The following is a 16471-nucleotide window of genomic DNA, read 5'->3' as shown; positions in this document are numbered from 1 at the left end:
TATTTATCACAGGTGTGATAATGTGAGACTATGAGCCTCTCCGTGCATTCCTTGGACTATGTTCTGCCGGACGGAAGCCCCCTGCTGCGGGACGTGTCCTTCCGGGTTTCGGCGGGGGAGAAGGTGGCCCTCGTCGGGGCGAACGGGGCGGGCAAGACCACGCTGCTGCGGCTTATCCTGGGGGGAGCTGGGCCCGGCCGCCGGGACGGTCTCCCGCTCCGGGGAGGTGGGCGTGATGCCGCAGTTCCTCGACCGGGGCACGGTCCGGGACGCCCTTATCTCCACCGCGCCGTCGGGCCTGCGCGAGATCGCCGCGCGGCTGGACCGGGTGCGCGGCACGGGGCTGCGGGGCACGCATCAGCAGATGCGCTACGCGGACCTGCTCGCGCGGTGGGGCGACGCGGGCGGCTACGACCTCGAGGTCCTGTGGGATCACTGCGCTCAGGAGGCCCTGGGGCTGCCGTATGAGCGCTGCGCCGATCGCCCCCTCGCCACGCTCTCCGGTGGCCAGCAGAAGCGGCTCTTCCTCACCGCCCTGCTGCGGGGCGGCCACGGGACGCTCCTGCTCGACGAGCCGGATAACTTCCTGGACGTTCCCGGCAAGAGGTGGCTGGAGCGCGAGCTCTCGGAATGCGCTAAGGCCGTGCTGTACGTCAGCCACGACCGGGAGCTGTTGGCGCGCACGGCCACCTCAGTGATCACCCTCGAGCTGGGCGTCACGGGCAACACCACGTGGGTGCATCACGGGGACTTTCGTGGGTATCGCGCGGCCCGGGAGGCGCGGAGGGAGCGGCTGGAGGAGCGCGGCAGGAGATGGCGAGAGGAGCGGGAAAGGCTGCGCGACCTCGTGCGCGCGTACCGGGACAAGGCCTCCTACAACTCGGACATGACCTCGCGTTACCGCGCGGCGCGGACGCGGCTGGCCCGCTTCGAGCGGGAGGGGCCTCCGCAGGAGCCGCCCCGCAGGAGCGACGTCCGCATCGGGCTGCGGGGCGGGCGCACGGGACGGCGGGCGGTGATGTGCTCGGGCGTGGAGCTGGTGGGGCTGACGGGCACCTGGAGCTTCGAGGCCCGGTACGGGGATCGGGTGGGCGTGGTGGGGCCCAACGGGTCGGGGAAGTCGCACTTCCTGCGCCTGCTTTCCGGTGCCGAGGTGCCGCATCGGGGTGAGGTGCGCCTGGGGGGCGCGGGTGCGGCCCGGGTGGTTCGCCCAGGCCCAGGGGCGGCCCGATCTGCACGGCCGCGCCCTGCTCGACGTCCTGCACGAGGGGGAGGGGAGCAGGGAGGGCTTGCCCGCAGACGAGGCCTACCGGGCGCTGTCGCGCTACGGCCTTGAGCGCTGCGCGCGCAGAGACTTTCGGGCGCTCTCCGGCGGGCAGCGGGCGCGCTTTCAGATCCTCCTTGTGGAGCTGGAGGGGGCCAACCTTCTGCTTCTGGACGAGCCGACGGACAACCTGGACCTGGACTCGGCGGAGGCGCTGCAGGAGGCGCTGCGCTCGTTCCGGGGCACCGTGCTGGCGGTGACCCACGACCGCTGGTTCGCGCGTGACTGCGACCGGTTTCTGATATTTTCTGAGGATGGATCGGTGTACGAGGCGGACGAGCCACGGTGGGAATAGGAGCGGCCATGCCCGCGCGCATTAACGCGGAGGAGCGCCGCAGCCACGTCGTTCGGGCGGGATTTGCGCAGGTCGTCGCGGAGGGGGTGGAGGGGCTCACGCTGCGCAAGGTCGCGGCGCGGGCCGGGCTGAACATCGGGTCGGTGCGGCACTTTTTCGACGGGCACGAGGACCTGCTGGCCGCCGTGGCGCAGGAGGCGGGGGATCGGATGGGGCGCAGGCTGGCGGCCTATCCGCCCGAGCGCCTGAGCGGGCTGGAGGGGGAGGCGGCCGTCGATGCGCTGCAGGAACTCATCGAGCAGGTGCTCCCCGTGGACGCGGCGCGGCGGGAGGAGGCGATCGTGGTGGTGGAGTTTATCCGCGCCTCGCGGGTGCGCGAGGTGTTTGCCCCGGCGGCGGACCGCATGGCCCGTGACTTGCACCGGGTGATCGAGGACGCCCTGTCCCGGGTGGGGGCCGCCGAGAGGACGCGCCACGTTACGGCCGTGATCGGGGGCCTGACCCTGGACGCGGTGACCCCGCACGGCGCGCCGAGCGTGGAGGAGGTGCGCGCGACCCTGCGCGGGGTGCTGCGCCTCGTCGTGACTGCATAATTTGCATAACCTTGTATATATGCTACTGTGGCGTCATGCCGATCACAGTTGCCATCGCCGGAGCCACCGGGTACGCCGGTGGCGAGCTCCTCCGCCTCCTCCTCGGGCACCCCGCGCGCCGCGAGGGCCGCCTGACCATCGGCGCGCTCACCGGCAACTCCTCGGTGGGCGCCACCCACGCCTTTCCCTTCGCCCCGGAGCTGGGCGATCGCGCGGTGGAGGCCACCACCCCGGAGGTGCTGGCGGGGCACGACGTGGTCTTTCTCTGCCTGCCCCACGGGCACTCGGCGCAGTTGGCGGCCCGGCTCTCCCCGGAGACCCTCGTGATCGACTGCGCGGCGGATTTCCGCCTGCGCGACGCCCACCAGTGGCGGCGGTACTACGGCTCCGAGCACGCGGGGAGCTGGCCCTACGGGCTGCCGGAGCTGCCCGGTCAGCGCGCCGCCCTGGGCGCCACCCGGCGCGTCGCGGTGCCGGGGTGCTTCCCCACCGGAGCCACCCTGGCCCTGCTCCCGGCGGTGATCGAGGGCCTGATCGAGCCTCAGATCGCCCTGACCTCGGTCACCGGGGTCTCGGGAGCGGGAAAGAAGGCCGTCACGGGGCTCCTCGGGGCGGAGACGATGGGCACGGTACGCCCCTACAACACCGCCGGGCGCCACCGCCACACCCCGGAGATCCTGCAAAACCTCGGCGCGTTCTCGCAGGCTCCCCTGAGCCTCTCCTTCACCCCGGTGCTGGCCCCCATGACGCGGGGGATCCTGAGCACGGCGGTCGCCCCGTGGCGGGGGCAGGGCGATCCCCGTAAGGCCCGGGAGACCTATGCCCGCTTCTACCGCGACGAGCCCTTCGTCCGCCTGCTGCCGGAGGGCGAGCTGCCCTCCACCAAGAACGTGCAGGGCACCAACATGTGCCACCTCGCGGTGGAGGTGAACGAGGAGGCGGGCACCCTGCTGGTCACCGGGGCCATCGACAACCTCACCAAGGGCACCGCCGGCGGGGCGGTGCAGTGCATGAACATCGCCCTGGGCTGGGAAGAAACCTCGGGCCTGCCCACCGCCGCCGTGGCTCCCTGAGTAGAACAAGAGGAACAACAATGAGCATCACCGCCCCCCGTGGCTTTCGGGCCGCCGCCACCACCGCCGGGATCAAACCCTCCGGCGCCGCCGACATGGCGCTCGTGGTCAACCAGGGACCGCAGCGCCACGCCGCCGCGGTGTTCACCCGCAACAAGGTTTGCGCGGCCCCCGTGGCCCTGAGCAAGGCGGCCGCGCTGGACGGGCGGCTGGACGCCGTGGTGTACAACTCCGGCAACGCCAACGCCTGCACCGGGCGCCAGGGCTACGCGGACGCCGAGGAGATGCAGGGCGCCGTGGCGCGAGGCCTCGGCCTGGACCCTCAGAACGTGGCCTGCTGCTCCACCGGCCTGATCGGGGAGCCGCTGCCCATGCCCCTGGTGCGCGGCGGCATCGACGCCCTGGTCGCGGGCCTCGGCCCGCACGGGGCCGAGGCCGCCCGCGCGATCATGACCACGGACACCGTGCCCAAGGAGGTGCTGGTGGAGGGCGAGGGCTTCCTCCTGGGCGGCATGGGAAAGGGCGTGGGCATGATGGCCCCCTCGCTGGCCACCATGCTCGTGTGCCTGACCACCGACGCCCTGGCCGCCCCGGAGGCCCTCGACGCCGCCCTGCGCCGGGCCACGGCGCGCACCTTCGACGTGCTGGACATCGACGGCTCCACCTCCACCAACGACACGGTGCTCCTGCTGGCCTCGGGCGCGTCCGGCGTGCGCCCTGCCCAGGAGGAGCTCGACGCCGCCGTGGAGCGCGCGTGCCGGGAGCTGGCGCGCGCGATGCAGGCGGACGCCGAGGGGGTGACCAAGCGCGTGAGCATCACGGTCTCGGGCGCGCGCAGCGAGGAGGAGGCGCTGATCGCGGCGCGGACCGTGGGCCGGGACAACCTGGTCAAGTGCGCGATGTTCGGCTCCGATCCCAACTGGGGCCGCGTGCTCGCCGCCGTGGGCATGGCCCCGGTGGAGATGAACCCGCAGGCCATCGGTGTGCGCTTCAACGGGCACCTGGTGTGCCAGGAGTCCACGGCGGTGCCCGGCGCGCGAGAGGTGGACCTCTCCGGGCCGGACGTCGCCGTGGAGATCCACCTGGGCGCGGGTGAGGCCACGGGCACCGTCTACACCACGGACCTCTCCCACGCCTACGTGGAGATCAATTCGGCCTACACCACCTAGGAGACAAGCGATGAAGAACATTCACGGCCTCACGGCCGCCGATCGCGCCGCCGTGCTGGCGGAGGCCCTGCCCTGGCTCCAGCACTTCCGGGATCGGATCGTGGTGGTCAAGTACGGCGGCAACGCCATGGTGGACGAGGGCCTCAAGGCGGCCTTCGCCGCAGACATGGTGCTGCTGCGCACCATCGGGGCCCGCCCGGTGGTGGTCCACGGCGGCGGGCCGCAGATCTCCCGCATGCTGGGGCGCCTGGGCCTTCAAGGGGAGTTTCGCGGCGGCTTCCGCGTGACCACCCCGGAGGTCATGGAGGTGGTGCGCATGGTGCTGTTCGGCCAGGTGGGGCGCGACCTGGTGGGCCTGATCAACTCCCACGGCCCCTACGCCGTGGGCACCTCCGGCGAGGACGCGGGGCTGTTTACCGCGCGGCGGCGCCTGGTGTCCATCGACGGCGTGCCCACGGACATCGGCCTGGTGGGGGACATCGTGGACGTGGACGCCACGGCCCTGATGGACCTCATCGACGCCGGGAGGATTCCGGTGGTCTCCACCATCGCGCCGGGCACCGACGGCCAGGTGTACAACGTCAACGCGGACACCGCCGCCGGGGCGCTGGCGGCGGCGATCGGCGCGGAGCGCCTGCTGGTGCTCACCAACGTGGAGGGGCTGTACACGCGGTGGCCGGAGCGCTCCTCCCTGGTTTCCACTATCACCACCGGACGCCTGCGGGAGATCCTGCCGGGCCTGGACAGCGGCATGATCCCCAAGATGGAGTCCTGCCTGCACGCCGTGGAGTCGGGCGTGCGGGCGGCCCACGTGATCGACGGCAGGCTGAGCCACTCCGTGATCCTGGAACTATTGACCGAGGGCGGCATCGGCACGATGGTGGTGCCGGAGAAAGGAACGAGCGATGACGCAGAACACTAGGACCCTCGAGGACTGGCCCGGGGTGCTCATGGGCACATATCCCACCCCGGCCATCGAGGTGGTGGAGGGGCGCGGCGCGCGGCTGTTCGACGCCCAGGGCAACGAATATATCGACCTGCTCTCCGGGATCGCCGTGGCCTCCCTGGGCTACGGGAACCAGCAGGTGGCCTCGGCGGTGGGGGAGCAGGCGCTGCGCCTGACCCACTCCTCCAACCTGGTGGCCTCGCGCCCGGCGGTGGAGGTGGCGCGGGCCCTGTGCGCGCGCTTCCCCTCGGAGACCGCGCGGGTGTTCCTGTGCAACTCGGGCGCGGAGGCCAACGAGGCCGCCCTGAAGCTCACGCGCCGCACGGGGCGGCACCGGGTGCTGGCGGCGGCCAACGGCTTTCACGGGCGCACGATGGGGGCGCTCTCGCTCACCGGGCAGCCCGCCAAGCGCGCCCCCTTCGCGCCGCTGCCCGGCGGGGTGGAGTTCTACCCCTACGGCGACGCCGCGTACCTGCGCACCCTGGTGGAGATGAACCCGGGCGAGGTGGCCGCCATCTTCCTGGAGCCGATCCAGGGTGAGACGGGCGTGATCCCCGCGCCGGAGGGCTTCCTGCGCGCGGTGCGGGAGCTGTGCGACGAGCACGGGATCCTCATGGTGCTCGACGAGGTGCAGACGGGCGTGGGGCGCACGGGGGACTTCTTTGCCTTCGAGCGCGAGGGGGTCGTCCCGGACGTGGTCACCCTGGCCAAGGGGCTGGGCGCGGGGCTGCCCATCGGGGCCTGCCTGGCCCACGGGCGCGCCGCGAGCCTGCTGGGCGTGGGGGACCACGGGACCACGTTTGGCGGTAACCCCGTGGCCTGCGCGGCGGCCGGGGTGGTGCTCGATACGATAGACGATGGGTTTCTTTCCCAGGTGCGCCGGTCCGGCGCCCGGCTGCGCGCGGGCGTGGAGGCGCTGCCCCAGGTGGAGTCCGTGCGCGGTCGCGGCCTCATGCTCGGCGCGGTGCTGCGCGCGCCCGTCGCCGCCCAGGCGGTGAGCGCGGGCATCCCCGGCGGGCTGATCCTCAACGCCCCCTCGGAGGGGGTGCTGCGGCTGGTCCCACCCCTGGTGATCACGGAGGAAGAGATCGACGAGGCGGTGCGGCGCCTGGGCGCCGTGCTCAACGAGATTGATGCTTAGGAAAGGACGATAGCGGTGACCACCCGCACTGCGCGTCAAGGCAAAATCCTTGACATTTTGGCCTCTACCCGCGTGTACAGCCAGGTGCAGCTCTCCGAGCTGCTGCTGGACGAGGGGATCGACGCCACCCAGGCCACGCTCTCGCGCGATCTCGATGAGCTCGGGGCGCGCAAGGTGCGCCGCGAGGGGTCGCGCTCCTTCTACGCCATCAGCGAGGAGGAGACCACGGCCCCCGGCACCCTCTCCGGCCCCCGGGAGAAGTTGCGCCGGATGCTGGAGGAGCTGGTGGTGTCCGTGGACTCCTCCGCCCACATGGCGGTGCTGCGCACGCCCCCGGGCGCGGCGCAGTACCTGGCGAGCTTCATCGACCGCGTGGGGATGCCGGAGGTCGTGGGCTGCATCGCCGGCGATGATACGATCTTCGTTTTGGCCCGGGACCCGATGACGGGCGCGGAACTCGCGGATCTTCTGCGCACCTGGAACCAATAATTCTTTATAGAAACTAAGGAGAAAGCATTATGACCAACCGAATTGTTCTTGCCTATTCCGGCGGCCTGGACACCTCCGTGGCCATCCCCTACCTGGCCAAGATGATCGAGGGGGAGGTCGTGGCCGTGTCCCTGGATCTGGGGCAGGGCGGGGAGGACATGGAGTCCGTGCGGCAGCGCGCGCTGGACTGCGGCGCCGTGGAGTCCATCGTGGTGGACGCCAAGGACGAGTTCGCGGAGCAGTACTGCCTGCCCGCGGTCAAGGCCAACGCCTTGTACATGAAGCAGTACCCGCTCGTCTCGGCGCTGTCGCGCCCGCTGATCGTCAAGCACCTCGTGGAGGCGGCCAAGGCGCACGGCGGCACGCACGTGGCGCACGGCTGCACGGGCAAGGGCAACGACCAGGTGCGCTTCGAGGTCGGCTTCATGAGCACGGACCCAGACCTTGAGATCGTCGCCCCGGCCCGCGACTTCGCCTGGACGCGGGACAAGGCCATCGAGTTCGCGGAGGAGATCAACCTGCCCATCGAGCAGTCCGCCTCCTCGCCGTTTTCCATCGACCAGAACGTGTGGGGCCGCGCCGTGGAGACGGGCTTCCTGGAGGACCTGTGGAACCCGCCCACCAAGGACCTCTACGCCTACACGGAGGACCCCGGCCTGGGCAACGCCCCCGACGAGCTGATCATCTCCTTCAAGGGCGGCGCCCCGGTGGCCATCGACGGCCGCCCCGTGACCGTGCTCGAGGCCATCGAGGAGCTCAACCGCCGCGCCGGCGCCCAGGGCGTGGGGCGGCTGGACATGGTGGAGGATCGCCTGGTGGGCATCAAGTCCCGCGAGGTGTACGAGGCCCCCGGCGCGATGGTGCTCATCAAGGCCCACGAGGCGCTGGAGGACGTGACGGTGGAGCGCGAGCTGGCGCGCTACAAGCGTCTGGTGGACGCCCGCTGGTCGGAGGAGGTCTACGACGGCCTGTGGTTCAGCCCGCTCAAGCGCTCCCTGGAGGCCTTCATCGATTCCACCCAGGAGCACGTCACCGGCGACATCCGCCTGGTGCTGCACGCGGGCTCCGTGACCGTCAACGGCCGCCGCTCCGATCACTCCCTCTACGACTTCAACCTGGCCACCTACGACACGGGCGATACCTTCGACCAGACCCTGGCCAAGGGCTTCGTGCAGCTGCACGGGTTGTCCTCCAAGATGGCCAACAAGCGGGATCGGGAGGCATAGGTGGAACAGCACGGTACCAACGAGGGCGCCCTCTGGGGCGGCAGGTTCTCCGGCGGCCCCTCGGAGGCGATGTTCGCGCTGAGCGTGTCCACGCACTTTGACTGGGTGCTCGCGCCCTACGACGTGCTGGCCTCCAAGGCCCACGCGCGGGTGCTGCACCGCGCCGGCCTGCTCGGGGAGGAGGATCTGGCCGCCATGCTGGAGGGCCTGGACGCGCTCGGCCGGGACGTGGCCTCCGGGGCGTTTGTGCCCGCCCCCACGGACGAGGACGTCCACGGCGCGATGGAGCGCGGCCTGATCGAGCGCGTGGGCCCTGAGCTGGGCGGGCGGCTGCGCGCGGGGCGCTCCCGCAACGACCAGGTGGCCACGCTCTTTCGGATGTGGCTGCGCGACGCGCTGCGCGAGGTGGCCGTCTCCGTGACGGAACTGGTGGACGCCCTGGTGGCCCAGGCCAAGGCGCACCCGGAGGCCATCATGCCGGGCAAGACGCACTTCCAGGCCGCCCAGCCGGTGCTGCTCGCGCACCAGTTGCTCGCCCACGCGCACCCCCTGCTGCGCGACGGCCAGCGCATCCAGGATCTTGACCGGCGACTGGCGGTCTCCCCCTACGGCTCGGGCGCCCTGGCGGGCTCCTCCCTGCACCTTGATCCCGAGGCCATCGCGGAGGAGCTGGGCTTCGACTCCGCGGCGGATAACTCCCTGGACGCCACCTCCTCGCGGGACTTCGCGGCGGAGGCGGCCTTCGTGCTCGCCCAGATCGCGGTGGACATGTCCCGCCTGGCGGAGGAGATCATCGCCTGGTCCACGCCGGAGTTCGGGTACGTGACCCTGCACGACGCCTGGTCCACCGGCAGCTCGATCATGCCGCAGAAGAAGAACCCGGACGTGCCGGAGCTCACCCGTGGCAAGACCGGCAGGCTCATCGGCAACCTGGCCGGGCTCATGTCCACCCTCAAGGCGCAGCCCCTGGCCTACAACCGGGACCTGCAGGAGGACAAGGAGCCGGTGATCGACTCCGTGGCGCAGCTGCGCCTGCTGCTGCCCGCCATGACGGGCCTGGTGAGCACCCTGGTGTTCCACGAGGACCGGATGCGGGAGCTGGCCCCGCGCGGCTACACCCTGGCCACGGACCTGGCCGAGTGGATGGTGCGCCAGGGGGTGCCCTTCCGCGAGGCCCACGAGGCCTCGGGGGCGTGCGTGCGCATCGCGGAGTCGCGCGGGGTGGACCTGGTGGACCTCACGGACGAGGAGCTGGCCGGGGTGGATTCCCGCCTGACCCCCGCCGTGCGCGAGGTGCTCACCATCGACGGCGCCGTGGCCTCCCGCGATACCCGAGGCGGCACCGCCGGGGTGCGGGTGGCGGAGCAGCGTGAGCGAGTACACACGGAATCCCGGCGACAGCGCGCCTGGGCGGAGGGCTAAAGTTATCACCATGAGCCTTAACTCTGAACTACTGGACGTTCTGGTGTGCCCCAGGGACAAGGGGCCGCTCGTCTACCGCGAGCAGGAGCAGGTGTTGGTCAACGAGCGCCTGGGGCTCGCCTACCGCATCGACCAGGGGATACCGGTGCTGCTGATCGATGAGGCCGTGGAGTGGCCGGGAGGAGACGCATGAACATCATTGACGAGCTGGAGTGGCGCGGGCTGATCAACCAGTCCACCGACCTGGAGGCGCTGCGCGCGGCCACCGAGGAGGGGCCCATCGCCCTGTACTGCGGCTTCGACCCCACCGGGCCCTCCCTCCACGCGGGGCACCTGGTGCCGCTGCTCATGCTCGCCCGCTTTCAGCGTGCGGGGCACCGCCCCCTCGTGCTCGCCGGCGGCGCCACGGGCATGATCGGAGACCCCCGCGACGTGGGAGAGCGTTCCATGAACGACGCCGGGACGGTCTCCGAGTGGGCCGAGCGCATCTCCGGGCAGTTGCGGCGCTTTGTCACCTTCGAGGGGGAGAACGCCGCCGAGCTGGTGAACAACAACGAGTGGACGGGCGGGATGTCCGTCATCTCCTTCCTCCGCGACGTGGGCAAGCACTTCTCGCTCAACACCATGCTCGCTCGGGAGACGGTCAAGCGGCGCCTGGACAACGACGGCATCTCCTACACGGAGTTCTCCTACATGCTGCTCCAGGCCAACGACTACGTGCAGCTCCACACCACCCGGGGGGTCAACCTCCAGGTGGGCGGCGGCGATCAGTGGGGCAACCTCGTGGCCGGGGTGGACCTGGTGCGTCGCATCACCGGCGACCAGGTGCACGCCCTGACCGTCCCCCTGGTCACGGACTCCGAGGGCAAGAAGTTCGGCAAGTCCACCGGGGGCGGGAGCCTGTGGCTCGACCCGGAGATGACCAGCCCCTACACCTGGTACCAGTACTTCATCAACGCCGCGGACGCGGACGTCATGCGCTACCTGCGCTGGTTTACCTTCCTCGACCGCGAGGAGCTGGACCGGCTGGAGGAGGAGGTCGCCCAGCGCCCCCACGCGCGCGAGGCGCAGCGCACCCTGGCCCGGGAGATGACCACGCTGGTGCACGGCGAGCGGGCCACCGAGGCCGTGGAGCTGGCCTCGCAGGCGCTCTTCGGCCGCGCCGACCTCGCGGACCTCGACGAGCCCACCCTGGCCTCCGCCGTCGCGGAGACCGAGGTGCTCGAGCTGGACGAGAACTCCCCGCGCACCATCGTGGACCTCCTGGTGGGCACCGGCCTGGTGCCCTCGCGCGGGGCGGCCCGCCGGGCGGTCAAGGAGGGCGGCGTGTATGTGAACAACGCCCGCGTGTCCGCCGAGGACTGGGAGCCTTCCCCGGAGGACTACCTGCACGGCGCCTGGCTGGTGCTGCGCCGGGGCAAGAAGAACTTCGCGGGGGTTCGACGGGGATGACCATCCCGGAGGCCAGGCTGCGGTGCGGTGACACGGAGGCAGTGATCTGCGCCTCCGGGGCGTCGATACGCTCGCTGCGCCGCGCGGGCAGGCCTTTGCTGAGGGAGTTCTCGGGGGAGCATCCCCCGGAGGCCGCGAACGCGGTGCTCGCGCCGTGGCCCAATCGGGTGGACGGCGCGGCCTTCGAGTTCCGTGGGCGGCCGCACCGCCTGCGGGTCACCGAGCCGAAGCGGGGCCACGCCCTGCACGGCTTCACCCTCGGAACGGTCTTTACGCTGCTGGCGGACCGGGAGCGGGCGCGGCTGCGCGCGGTGCTGGGGCCGGAGGAGGGCTGGCCCTGGCGCATCGAGCTCACCGTGGTGTACGAGGCGCTGCCGGAGGGGCTGCGCGCCCGGCTGAGCGCGCGCAACCTCTCCGAGGCCGCGGCGCCGTGCGCCCTCGGCGCGCACCCGTACCTGGACCCCCAGGGGCGTCCGCTCGACGAGTGCACCCTCCTCTTCGACGCCACGCACCGGCTCCCGCTGGGCCCCTCGCTCATCCCGCTGGGGGAGCGGGAACCCTGGTCGGAGCCCGCGATCGCCATGCGCGGACGCGGCTTTGACGACGCCTTTGTGCACGCCCCGGGCGCCCACGAGGTGCGCCTGATGCACCCGGACGGCCGGGGCGTGGCCCTGCGTTCCGCGATGCCGTGGACGCAGCTTTATACCTCTCCCCAACGATGGCTGGCGGTAGAGCCCATGACGGCCCCGCCGAACGCGCTCAACACCGGGTGCGACCTCGGCGTGCTGGGGCCGGGGGAGATCTTCACTGCGGAATACTCCGTATTAGAGATAAGGAATGAACGTGGATACCTTGCGGCTTAACGCCACCTGGGTGGATTACTCGCTGGTGGCGGCCTATTTTGTGTTTGTTCTGGGGATCGGGTGGGCGGCCAAGCGCCGCGTCTCCTCCTCCATCGACTTCTTCCTCTCGGGCAGGGGGCTGCCCGCGTGGGTCACGGGCCTGGCCTTTGTCGCGGCCAACCTGGGGGCGGTGGAGATCATCGGCATGTCCGCCAACGGGGTGCAGTACGGCATGCAGACCATGCACTACTTCTGGATCGGGGCGGTGCCCGCCATGGTGTTTCTGGGCATCGTGATGATGCCCTTTTACTACGGCTCCAAGGTGCGCTCCGTGCCGGAGTTCATGCGCCGCCGCTTTGGCCCCGGGGCGCACCTGGTCAACGCCCTCTCCTTCGCCATCGCGCAGCTCCTTATCGCCGGGGTGAACCTCATCCTCCTGGCCACCGTGGTGGAGGCCCTCTTGGGGTGGCCCCGGTGGGCCACGCTGCTCATCGCGGCGGTGATCGTGCTCTCCTACATCACCCTGGGCGGGCTGTCCGCCGCCATTTACAACGAGGTGCTGCAGTTCTTCGTGATCGTGGCGGGCCTGGCCCCGCTCACCGTCATCGGCCTGCGCCACGTGGGCGGCTGGGCGGGCCTGAAGGAGAAGGTGGGGGAGGCCAGCCACTTTTCCACCTGGCCGGGAACGGAGCTGTCCGGCTTTGACCACCCGGTGTGGTCGGTCATCGGGATCGTCTTCGGCCTGGGCTTCGTGCTCTCCTTCGGCTACTGGACCACCAACTTCGTGGAGGTGCAGCGCGCCATGGCCTCGGATTCCCTCTCGGCCGCGCGCAAGACGCCCATCATCGGGGCCTTCCCCAAGATGTTCATCCCCTTCCTGGTGGTCATCCCGGGGATGATCGCCGGGACCATCGTCACCCCCATCGCGCAGGGGGAGGCCGCGCCCAACGAGGCCGTGCTCTACCTCATGCGGGATCTGCTGCCTAACGGGCTGCTGGGTGTGGGCATCGCGGGTCTGCTGGCGGCGTTCATGGCGGGCATGGCCGCGAACATCTCCTCCTTCAACACCGTGGTCAGCTACGACCTCTGGCAGACCTACGTGGTCAAGGACAGGGACGATGACTACTACCTTAAGTTCGGCCGGATCGCCACGGTGGCGGCCACCGTCATCGCGGTGTTCACCGCGCTGCTGGCCGCCAACTTCGGCAACATCATGGACTATCTCCAGACCCTCTTCGGCTTCTTCAACGCCCCGCTGTTTGCCACCTTCATCCTGGGCATGTTCTGGAAGCGCATGACCCCGCACGCGGGCTGGGCGGGCCTGGTCGCGGGCACGGCCTCCGCCGTGGCCTTCTGGGCCCTCTCCCTCGGGGAGGGCCCCGTGGTGTCCCTGCCGGGCCAGGGCACGGCCTTCGTGGCGGCGTCGCTGGCCTTCGTCGTGGACATCCTCGTCTCCGTGGCGGTCACCATGGTCACCAGGCCCAAGCCGGACCACGAGCTGGTGGGCTTCGTGCGCTCCGTGACCCCGCGCGAGCAGCTTTCCGACGCCGCGGAGGCCGCGCTGCCCTGGTATCGCCGCACGGTTCCCCTGGGCATCCTCTGCCTGGTGCTGGTCTCGGCTTTGAACCTCATGTTCCTCTAAGGAGTAAAAGACGTGTCTACATTCGATATTCGCAACGTGATTGGGGCGCTCCTGGGCCTGTACGGAGTGGTGTTGTGCGCGTGCTTCTTTTTCCTCGACCCCGGGGTCAACCCGGAGGACATGGCGGCAAAGGAGGCCTCGGACAACCTGTGGACCGGGCTGGGCATGGTGCTGGTGGCCCTGGCGTTCTTCGCCTGGGCCCGGCTGAACCCCATCCGGATGGAGGCCCACGATGCTTAGGGTGACCCGATCGAACCTCTCCGACGGCCGCGAGATCCTCTACTTCGACACCCCCGACACCCCGCCGCGCACCGCGGTAGACGAGCGGGCCCTGCCCACCGTGCGCACGGAGTCCACCATGCGCCGCGACCCCCTCACCGGGCAGTGGTCGCTCTTCGCCGCGCACCGGCAAAACCGCACCTTCCTGCCGCCCGCCAGCGAGGACCCGCTCGCGCCCACGCGTCCCGGCTCCCATCCCAGCGAGATCCCCGAGGCGGACTACCAGGTGGTGGTCTTTGAGAATCGGTTCCCCTCGCTGAGCACCGGGGCGGGGCACTACCCCCTGCACATCGACGACGAGGAGCTCTTCGAGCAGCGGCCCGCCCGCGGGCGCTGCGAGGTGGTGTGCTTTACCCCGCGCCCGGATGGCTCCTTCGCGGACCTCTCCCTGGAACGCAAGCGCATGCTGATCGACGTCTGGGCGCACCGCACGGAGGAACTATCGCGTATCCCAGGGGTGCGGGCGGTGTTCCCCTTTGAAAATCGCGGGGAAGAGATTGGGGTGACCCTCCAGCACCCGCACGGCCAGATCTATTCCTACCCCTTCGTGCCGCCCCGCATGGCCGCCATTGCGGAACAAACCCGTATCCGGCCGAACCTCTTCGACGAGGTTCTCGAGGCGGAATTGCGCTCCGGACAGCGCATTATCACGCGCACGCAGCACTTCGTGGCCTACACCCCGGTGGCGGCCAAATGGCCGGTGGAGGTGATCGTCATGCCGCGCCGGCACGCCCCGGATTTCGCGGCGCTCAGCGAGGAGGAGCGGGAGGACCTGGCCGGCATCCTGCACAGCCTCTTTCCGGCGATGGATCGCTTCTTCGACGGCGTGGAGCGCACCCCTTACATCGCGGCCTGGAACCAGGCGCCTGTGGGGCAGCCGGAGGCAGGCCGCCTGCACCTTCAGCTGTTTTCCCTCATGCGCTCCCCGCACCGCATGAAGTACCTGGCGGGATCGGAATCGGGCATGGGGGCCTGGATCAACGACACCACCCCGGAAACCATCGCGGAGACGTTCAGGAGGATAGGGCGATGATCGTGCGCAGCGCGGAACACCTGGCCCGGGAGGCATCCGCCCTCTACGAGCGGACCTACCACGGCGCCCCGCCCGGGGCCTGGCTTTCCCCCGGGCGCGTCAACCTCATCGGAGACCACGTGGACTACGCCTTCGGAGTGTGCCTGCCCCTGGCCACCACCATGGCCACCGTGGTGGCCGCCGCGCCGCGCGCGGACCGGCGCGTGCGCATGGTGTCCGTCGATCCCACGGGCGCGACCTGGGAGGGGGAGGCCCACCTCGACGACGTCTCGGCGCTGGGCGACTGGCGCGGCTACGTGGCGGGCACCCTCTGGGCGCTGGGAAGCGGGGGCATGGACATCGCGGTGGTCTCGGACGTGCCGGTGGGCTCGGGCCTATCCAGCTCCGCCGCGCTGGAATGCTCCGTGGCGGTGGCCGCCAGGGACCTCTACGGCCTCGACGCCGACCTCGCGGCCGCCGCCATGAGGGCGGAGAACGAGGTGGTGGGGGCCAACACGGGCGGGCTGGACCAGCGTGCCTGCCTCTACGCGCGGCGCGGGAACGCCCTCGCCCTGGACTTCCTCAGCGGCGGCATGGAACAGGTGGAATGCCGGTGGCCGGGCCACCACCTGCTCGTGGCTAACACCAACGCCGCCCACTCCCACGCCACCGGCGGCTACGGCTCCCGACGCGGCCTGATCGACCGGGTCGCCGCCGCCCTGGGCTGCACCTTCCGGGAGGAGGGGCTCGTGGACCAGGCCGTGGCCTGGGCGCTGGGCACCGAGGACGACCCGGAGGTGGTGCGCAGGCGCGTGCGGCACGTGGTGACGGAGACCCGGCGCACCTCCGAGGCGATCGGAGCCCTGCGCGGGGGAGACACCGCGCGCCTGGGCGAGCTGATGAACCAGAGCCACGACTCCCTGCGCGACGACTACGAGGTGGTTACCCCCGAGCTCGAGGCCGCCGTCCAGGCCGCGCGGGCGGCGGGCGCCGTGGGCGCGCGCATGACCGGGGGAGGGTTCGGCGGGAGCATCGTGGCCCTGTGCGAGGACCCCGACGCCGCGAGGGCCGAGATCGTCCGGGCGGTGCCGGAGGCGGACGTGTACATCGTGGAGCCGCAAGACGGCGCAAGGAGGCTCTGACCTGGTTGTTTGTGTGGGTGTGGGTGGGTGTGTAAATTGTTGGGAGTCAGCGTGACCGACACCGCCCCAGCAAAGATGCTTTGTGTGGCGGGAGGAAAACAAGCGTCTGGCGCAAAGCAATAGCTTTTACCCTTCCTTCAGCCAGCACCGTGGTGTGTTGGTGGGTTGTGGTGGTGTTGTGTGAGAACTCGATAGCGTACTGATGCACTTGATGATTATAGGAATCTCTTGTGTGCAGAAACACCCAGCATGCCATATGTTTGTTGGTGTTTTTGTTCATCCATCCACCCCTTATGTTGCCACGCCTGGTGGTGTGGCGCGTGGGGTGTGTGCCAGTCATGGTCGGCAGGCCATGTGAATATCAACATGCATTGTTGAACCACCATGCTCATGCACACTGTTGCGTGGTGTGGTGGTGGCTGAT

15 protein-coding genes and 1 pseudogene are annotated in these 16471 nt (G+C 70.2%); all 16 read left to right on the top strand.

From position 1 onward, the window contains the following. Positions 1 to 30 precede the first annotated feature (30 nt). The 16 genes and pseudogenes from B140_RS14605 (at position 31) to galK (ending at position 16047) form a co-directional block, all read left to right on the top strand. Positions 31 to 1619, top strand: a pseudogene (locus B140_RS14605) (ATP-binding cassette domain-containing protein). An 8-nt stretch (positions 1620 to 1627) separates the two neighbouring features. After that, entirely contained in the window at positions 1628 to 2212 is a 585-nt protein-coding gene (locus B140_RS0106630; protein WP_018118576.1) for a TetR/AcrR family transcriptional regulator, read from the top strand. Between the two features lie 35 nt (positions 2213 to 2247). Then, the gene (gene argC, locus B140_RS0106625; protein WP_018118575.1) at positions 2248 to 3285 is read left to right on the top strand and encodes an N-acetyl-gamma-glutamyl-phosphate reductase; all 1038 of its coding nucleotides are present in this window, start codon (positions 2248 to 2250) and stop codon (positions 3283 to 3285) included. A 20-nt stretch (positions 3286 to 3305) separates the two neighbouring features. Next, the gene (gene argJ / locus B140_RS0106620; RefSeq protein ID WP_018118574.1) at positions 3306 to 4454 is read left to right on the top strand and encodes a bifunctional glutamate N-acetyltransferase/amino-acid acetyltransferase ArgJ; all 1149 of its coding nucleotides are present in this window, start codon (positions 3306 to 3308) and stop codon (positions 4452 to 4454) included. A 10-nt stretch (positions 4455 to 4464) separates the two neighbouring features. Then, a complete protein-coding gene (gene argB / locus B140_RS0106615; protein WP_018118573.1) occupies positions 4465 to 5376 on the top strand; it encodes an acetylglutamate kinase in 912 nt (303 codons plus the stop codon). Continuing rightward, complete coding sequence (locus tag B140_RS0106610) at positions 5360 to 6541, top strand: acetylornithine transaminase (RefSeq protein WP_018118572.1); 1182 nt, start codon at positions 5360 to 5362, stop codon at positions 6539 to 6541. Before argB ends, B140_RS0106610 begins: the two co-directional genes overlap by 17 nt. Before the next feature lie 9 nt (positions 6542 to 6550). Then, positions 6551 to 7030: an arginine repressor gene (locus B140_RS0106605; RefSeq protein ID WP_026166079.1), complete on the top strand. Its 480-nt coding sequence runs from the start codon at positions 6551 to 6553 to the stop codon at positions 7028 to 7030. Positions 7031 to 7059: 29 nt separating this feature from the next. Next, positions 7060 to 8256, top strand: coding sequence for an argininosuccinate synthase (locus B140_RS0106600; RefSeq protein ID WP_018118570.1), 1197 nt, complete (start codon positions 7060 to 7062; stop codon positions 8254 to 8256). Then, positions 8257 to 9678, top strand: coding sequence for an argininosuccinate lyase (gene argH, locus B140_RS0106595; RefSeq protein WP_018118569.1), 1422 nt, complete (start codon positions 8257 to 8259; stop codon positions 9676 to 9678). Between the two features lie 10 nt (positions 9679 to 9688). Further along, positions 9689 to 9871, top strand: coding sequence for a Trm112 family protein (locus B140_RS0106590; RefSeq protein ID WP_018118568.1), 183 nt, complete (start codon positions 9689 to 9691; stop codon positions 9869 to 9871). After that, positions 9868 to 11130 (top strand): tyrosine--tRNA ligase, encoded by a 1263-nt coding sequence (tyrS, locus tag B140_RS0106585; RefSeq protein ID WP_018118567.1) that lies wholly within the window; start codon positions 9868 to 9870, stop codon positions 11128 to 11130. Before B140_RS0106590 ends, tyrS begins: the two co-directional genes overlap by 4 nt. Beyond that, positions 11127 to 11993 carry an aldose epimerase family protein gene (locus B140_RS12155; RefSeq protein ID WP_018118566.1) on the top strand — a complete coding sequence of 289 codons (867 nt, stop codon included), beginning with the start codon at positions 11127 to 11129 and terminating at the stop codon, positions 11991 to 11993. Before tyrS ends, B140_RS12155 begins: the two co-directional genes overlap by 4 nt. After that, entirely contained in the window at positions 11968 to 13614 is a 1647-nt protein-coding gene (locus B140_RS0106575; protein ID WP_040426200.1) for a sodium:solute symporter family protein, read from the top strand. The genes B140_RS12155 and B140_RS0106575 overlap by 26 nt, the downstream gene beginning before the upstream one ends. A 12-nt stretch (positions 13615 to 13626) precedes the next feature. After that, the gene (locus tag B140_RS0106570; protein WP_026166078.1) at positions 13627 to 13854 is read left to right on the top strand and encodes a hypothetical protein; all 228 of its coding nucleotides are present in this window, start codon (positions 13627 to 13629) and stop codon (positions 13852 to 13854) included. Next, positions 13847 to 14926 carry a galactose-1-phosphate uridylyltransferase gene (gene galT, locus B140_RS0106565; protein WP_018118563.1) on the top strand — a complete coding sequence of 360 codons (1080 nt, stop codon included), beginning with the start codon at positions 13847 to 13849 and terminating at the stop codon, positions 14924 to 14926. Before B140_RS0106570 ends, galT begins: the two co-directional genes overlap by 8 nt. Beyond that, positions 14923 to 16047, top strand: a complete 1125-nt coding sequence (gene galK / locus B140_RS0106560) for a galactokinase (RefSeq protein WP_018118562.1) — start codon at positions 14923 to 14925, stop codon at positions 16045 to 16047. The genes galT and galK overlap by 4 nt, the downstream gene beginning before the upstream one ends. Positions 16048 to 16471 lie beyond the last annotated feature (424 nt).

Source organism: Corynebacterium mastitidis DSM 44356 (assembly GCF_000375365.1).
Taxonomy (GTDB): Bacteria; Actinomycetota; Actinomycetes; order Mycobacteriales; family Mycobacteriaceae; genus Corynebacterium; species Corynebacterium mastitidis.
Note: the sequence above shows the minus strand (reverse complement) of the source record. Positions and strands in the feature narration are given on the sequence as shown.

Bases quoted from the DNA above. Each gene is read 5' to 3' on its own strand.
- B140_RS0106630 (WP_018118576.1), top strand. From the start codon at position 1,628: ATGCCCGCGCGCATTAACGCGGAGGAGCGCCGCAGCCACGTCGTTCGG.
- argC (WP_018118575.1), top strand. From the start codon at position 2,248: ATGCCGATCACAGTTGCCATCGCCGGAGCCACCGGGTACGCCGGTGGC.
- argJ (WP_018118574.1), top strand. From the start codon at position 3,306: ATGAGCATCACCGCCCCCCGTGGCTTTCGGGCCGCCGCCACCACCGCC.
- argB (WP_018118573.1), top strand. From the start codon at position 4,465: ATGAAGAACATTCACGGCCTCACGGCCGCCGATCGCGCCGCCGTGCTG.
- B140_RS0106610 (WP_018118572.1), top strand. From the start codon at position 5,360: ATGACGCAGAACACTAGGACCCTCGAGGACTGGCCCGGGGTGCTCATG.
- B140_RS0106600 (WP_018118570.1), top strand. From the start codon at position 7,060: ATGACCAACCGAATTGTTCTTGCCTATTCCGGCGGCCTGGACACCTCC.
- B140_RS0106590 (WP_018118568.1), top strand. From the start codon at position 9,689: ATGAGCCTTAACTCTGAACTACTGGACGTTCTGGTGTGCCCCAGGGAC.
- tyrS (WP_018118567.1), top strand. From the start codon at position 9,868: ATGAACATCATTGACGAGCTGGAGTGGCGCGGGCTGATCAACCAGTCC.
- B140_RS12155 (WP_018118566.1), top strand. From the start codon at position 11,127: ATGACCATCCCGGAGGCCAGGCTGCGGTGCGGTGACACGGAGGCAGTG.
- B140_RS0106575 (WP_040426200.1), top strand. From the start codon at position 11,968: ATGAACGTGGATACCTTGCGGCTTAACGCCACCTGGGTGGATTACTCG.
- galT (WP_018118563.1), top strand. From the start codon at position 13,847: ATGCTTAGGGTGACCCGATCGAACCTCTCCGACGGCCGCGAGATCCTC.
- galK (WP_018118562.1), top strand. From the start codon at position 14,923: ATGATCGTGCGCAGCGCGGAACACCTGGCCCGGGAGGCATCCGCCCTC.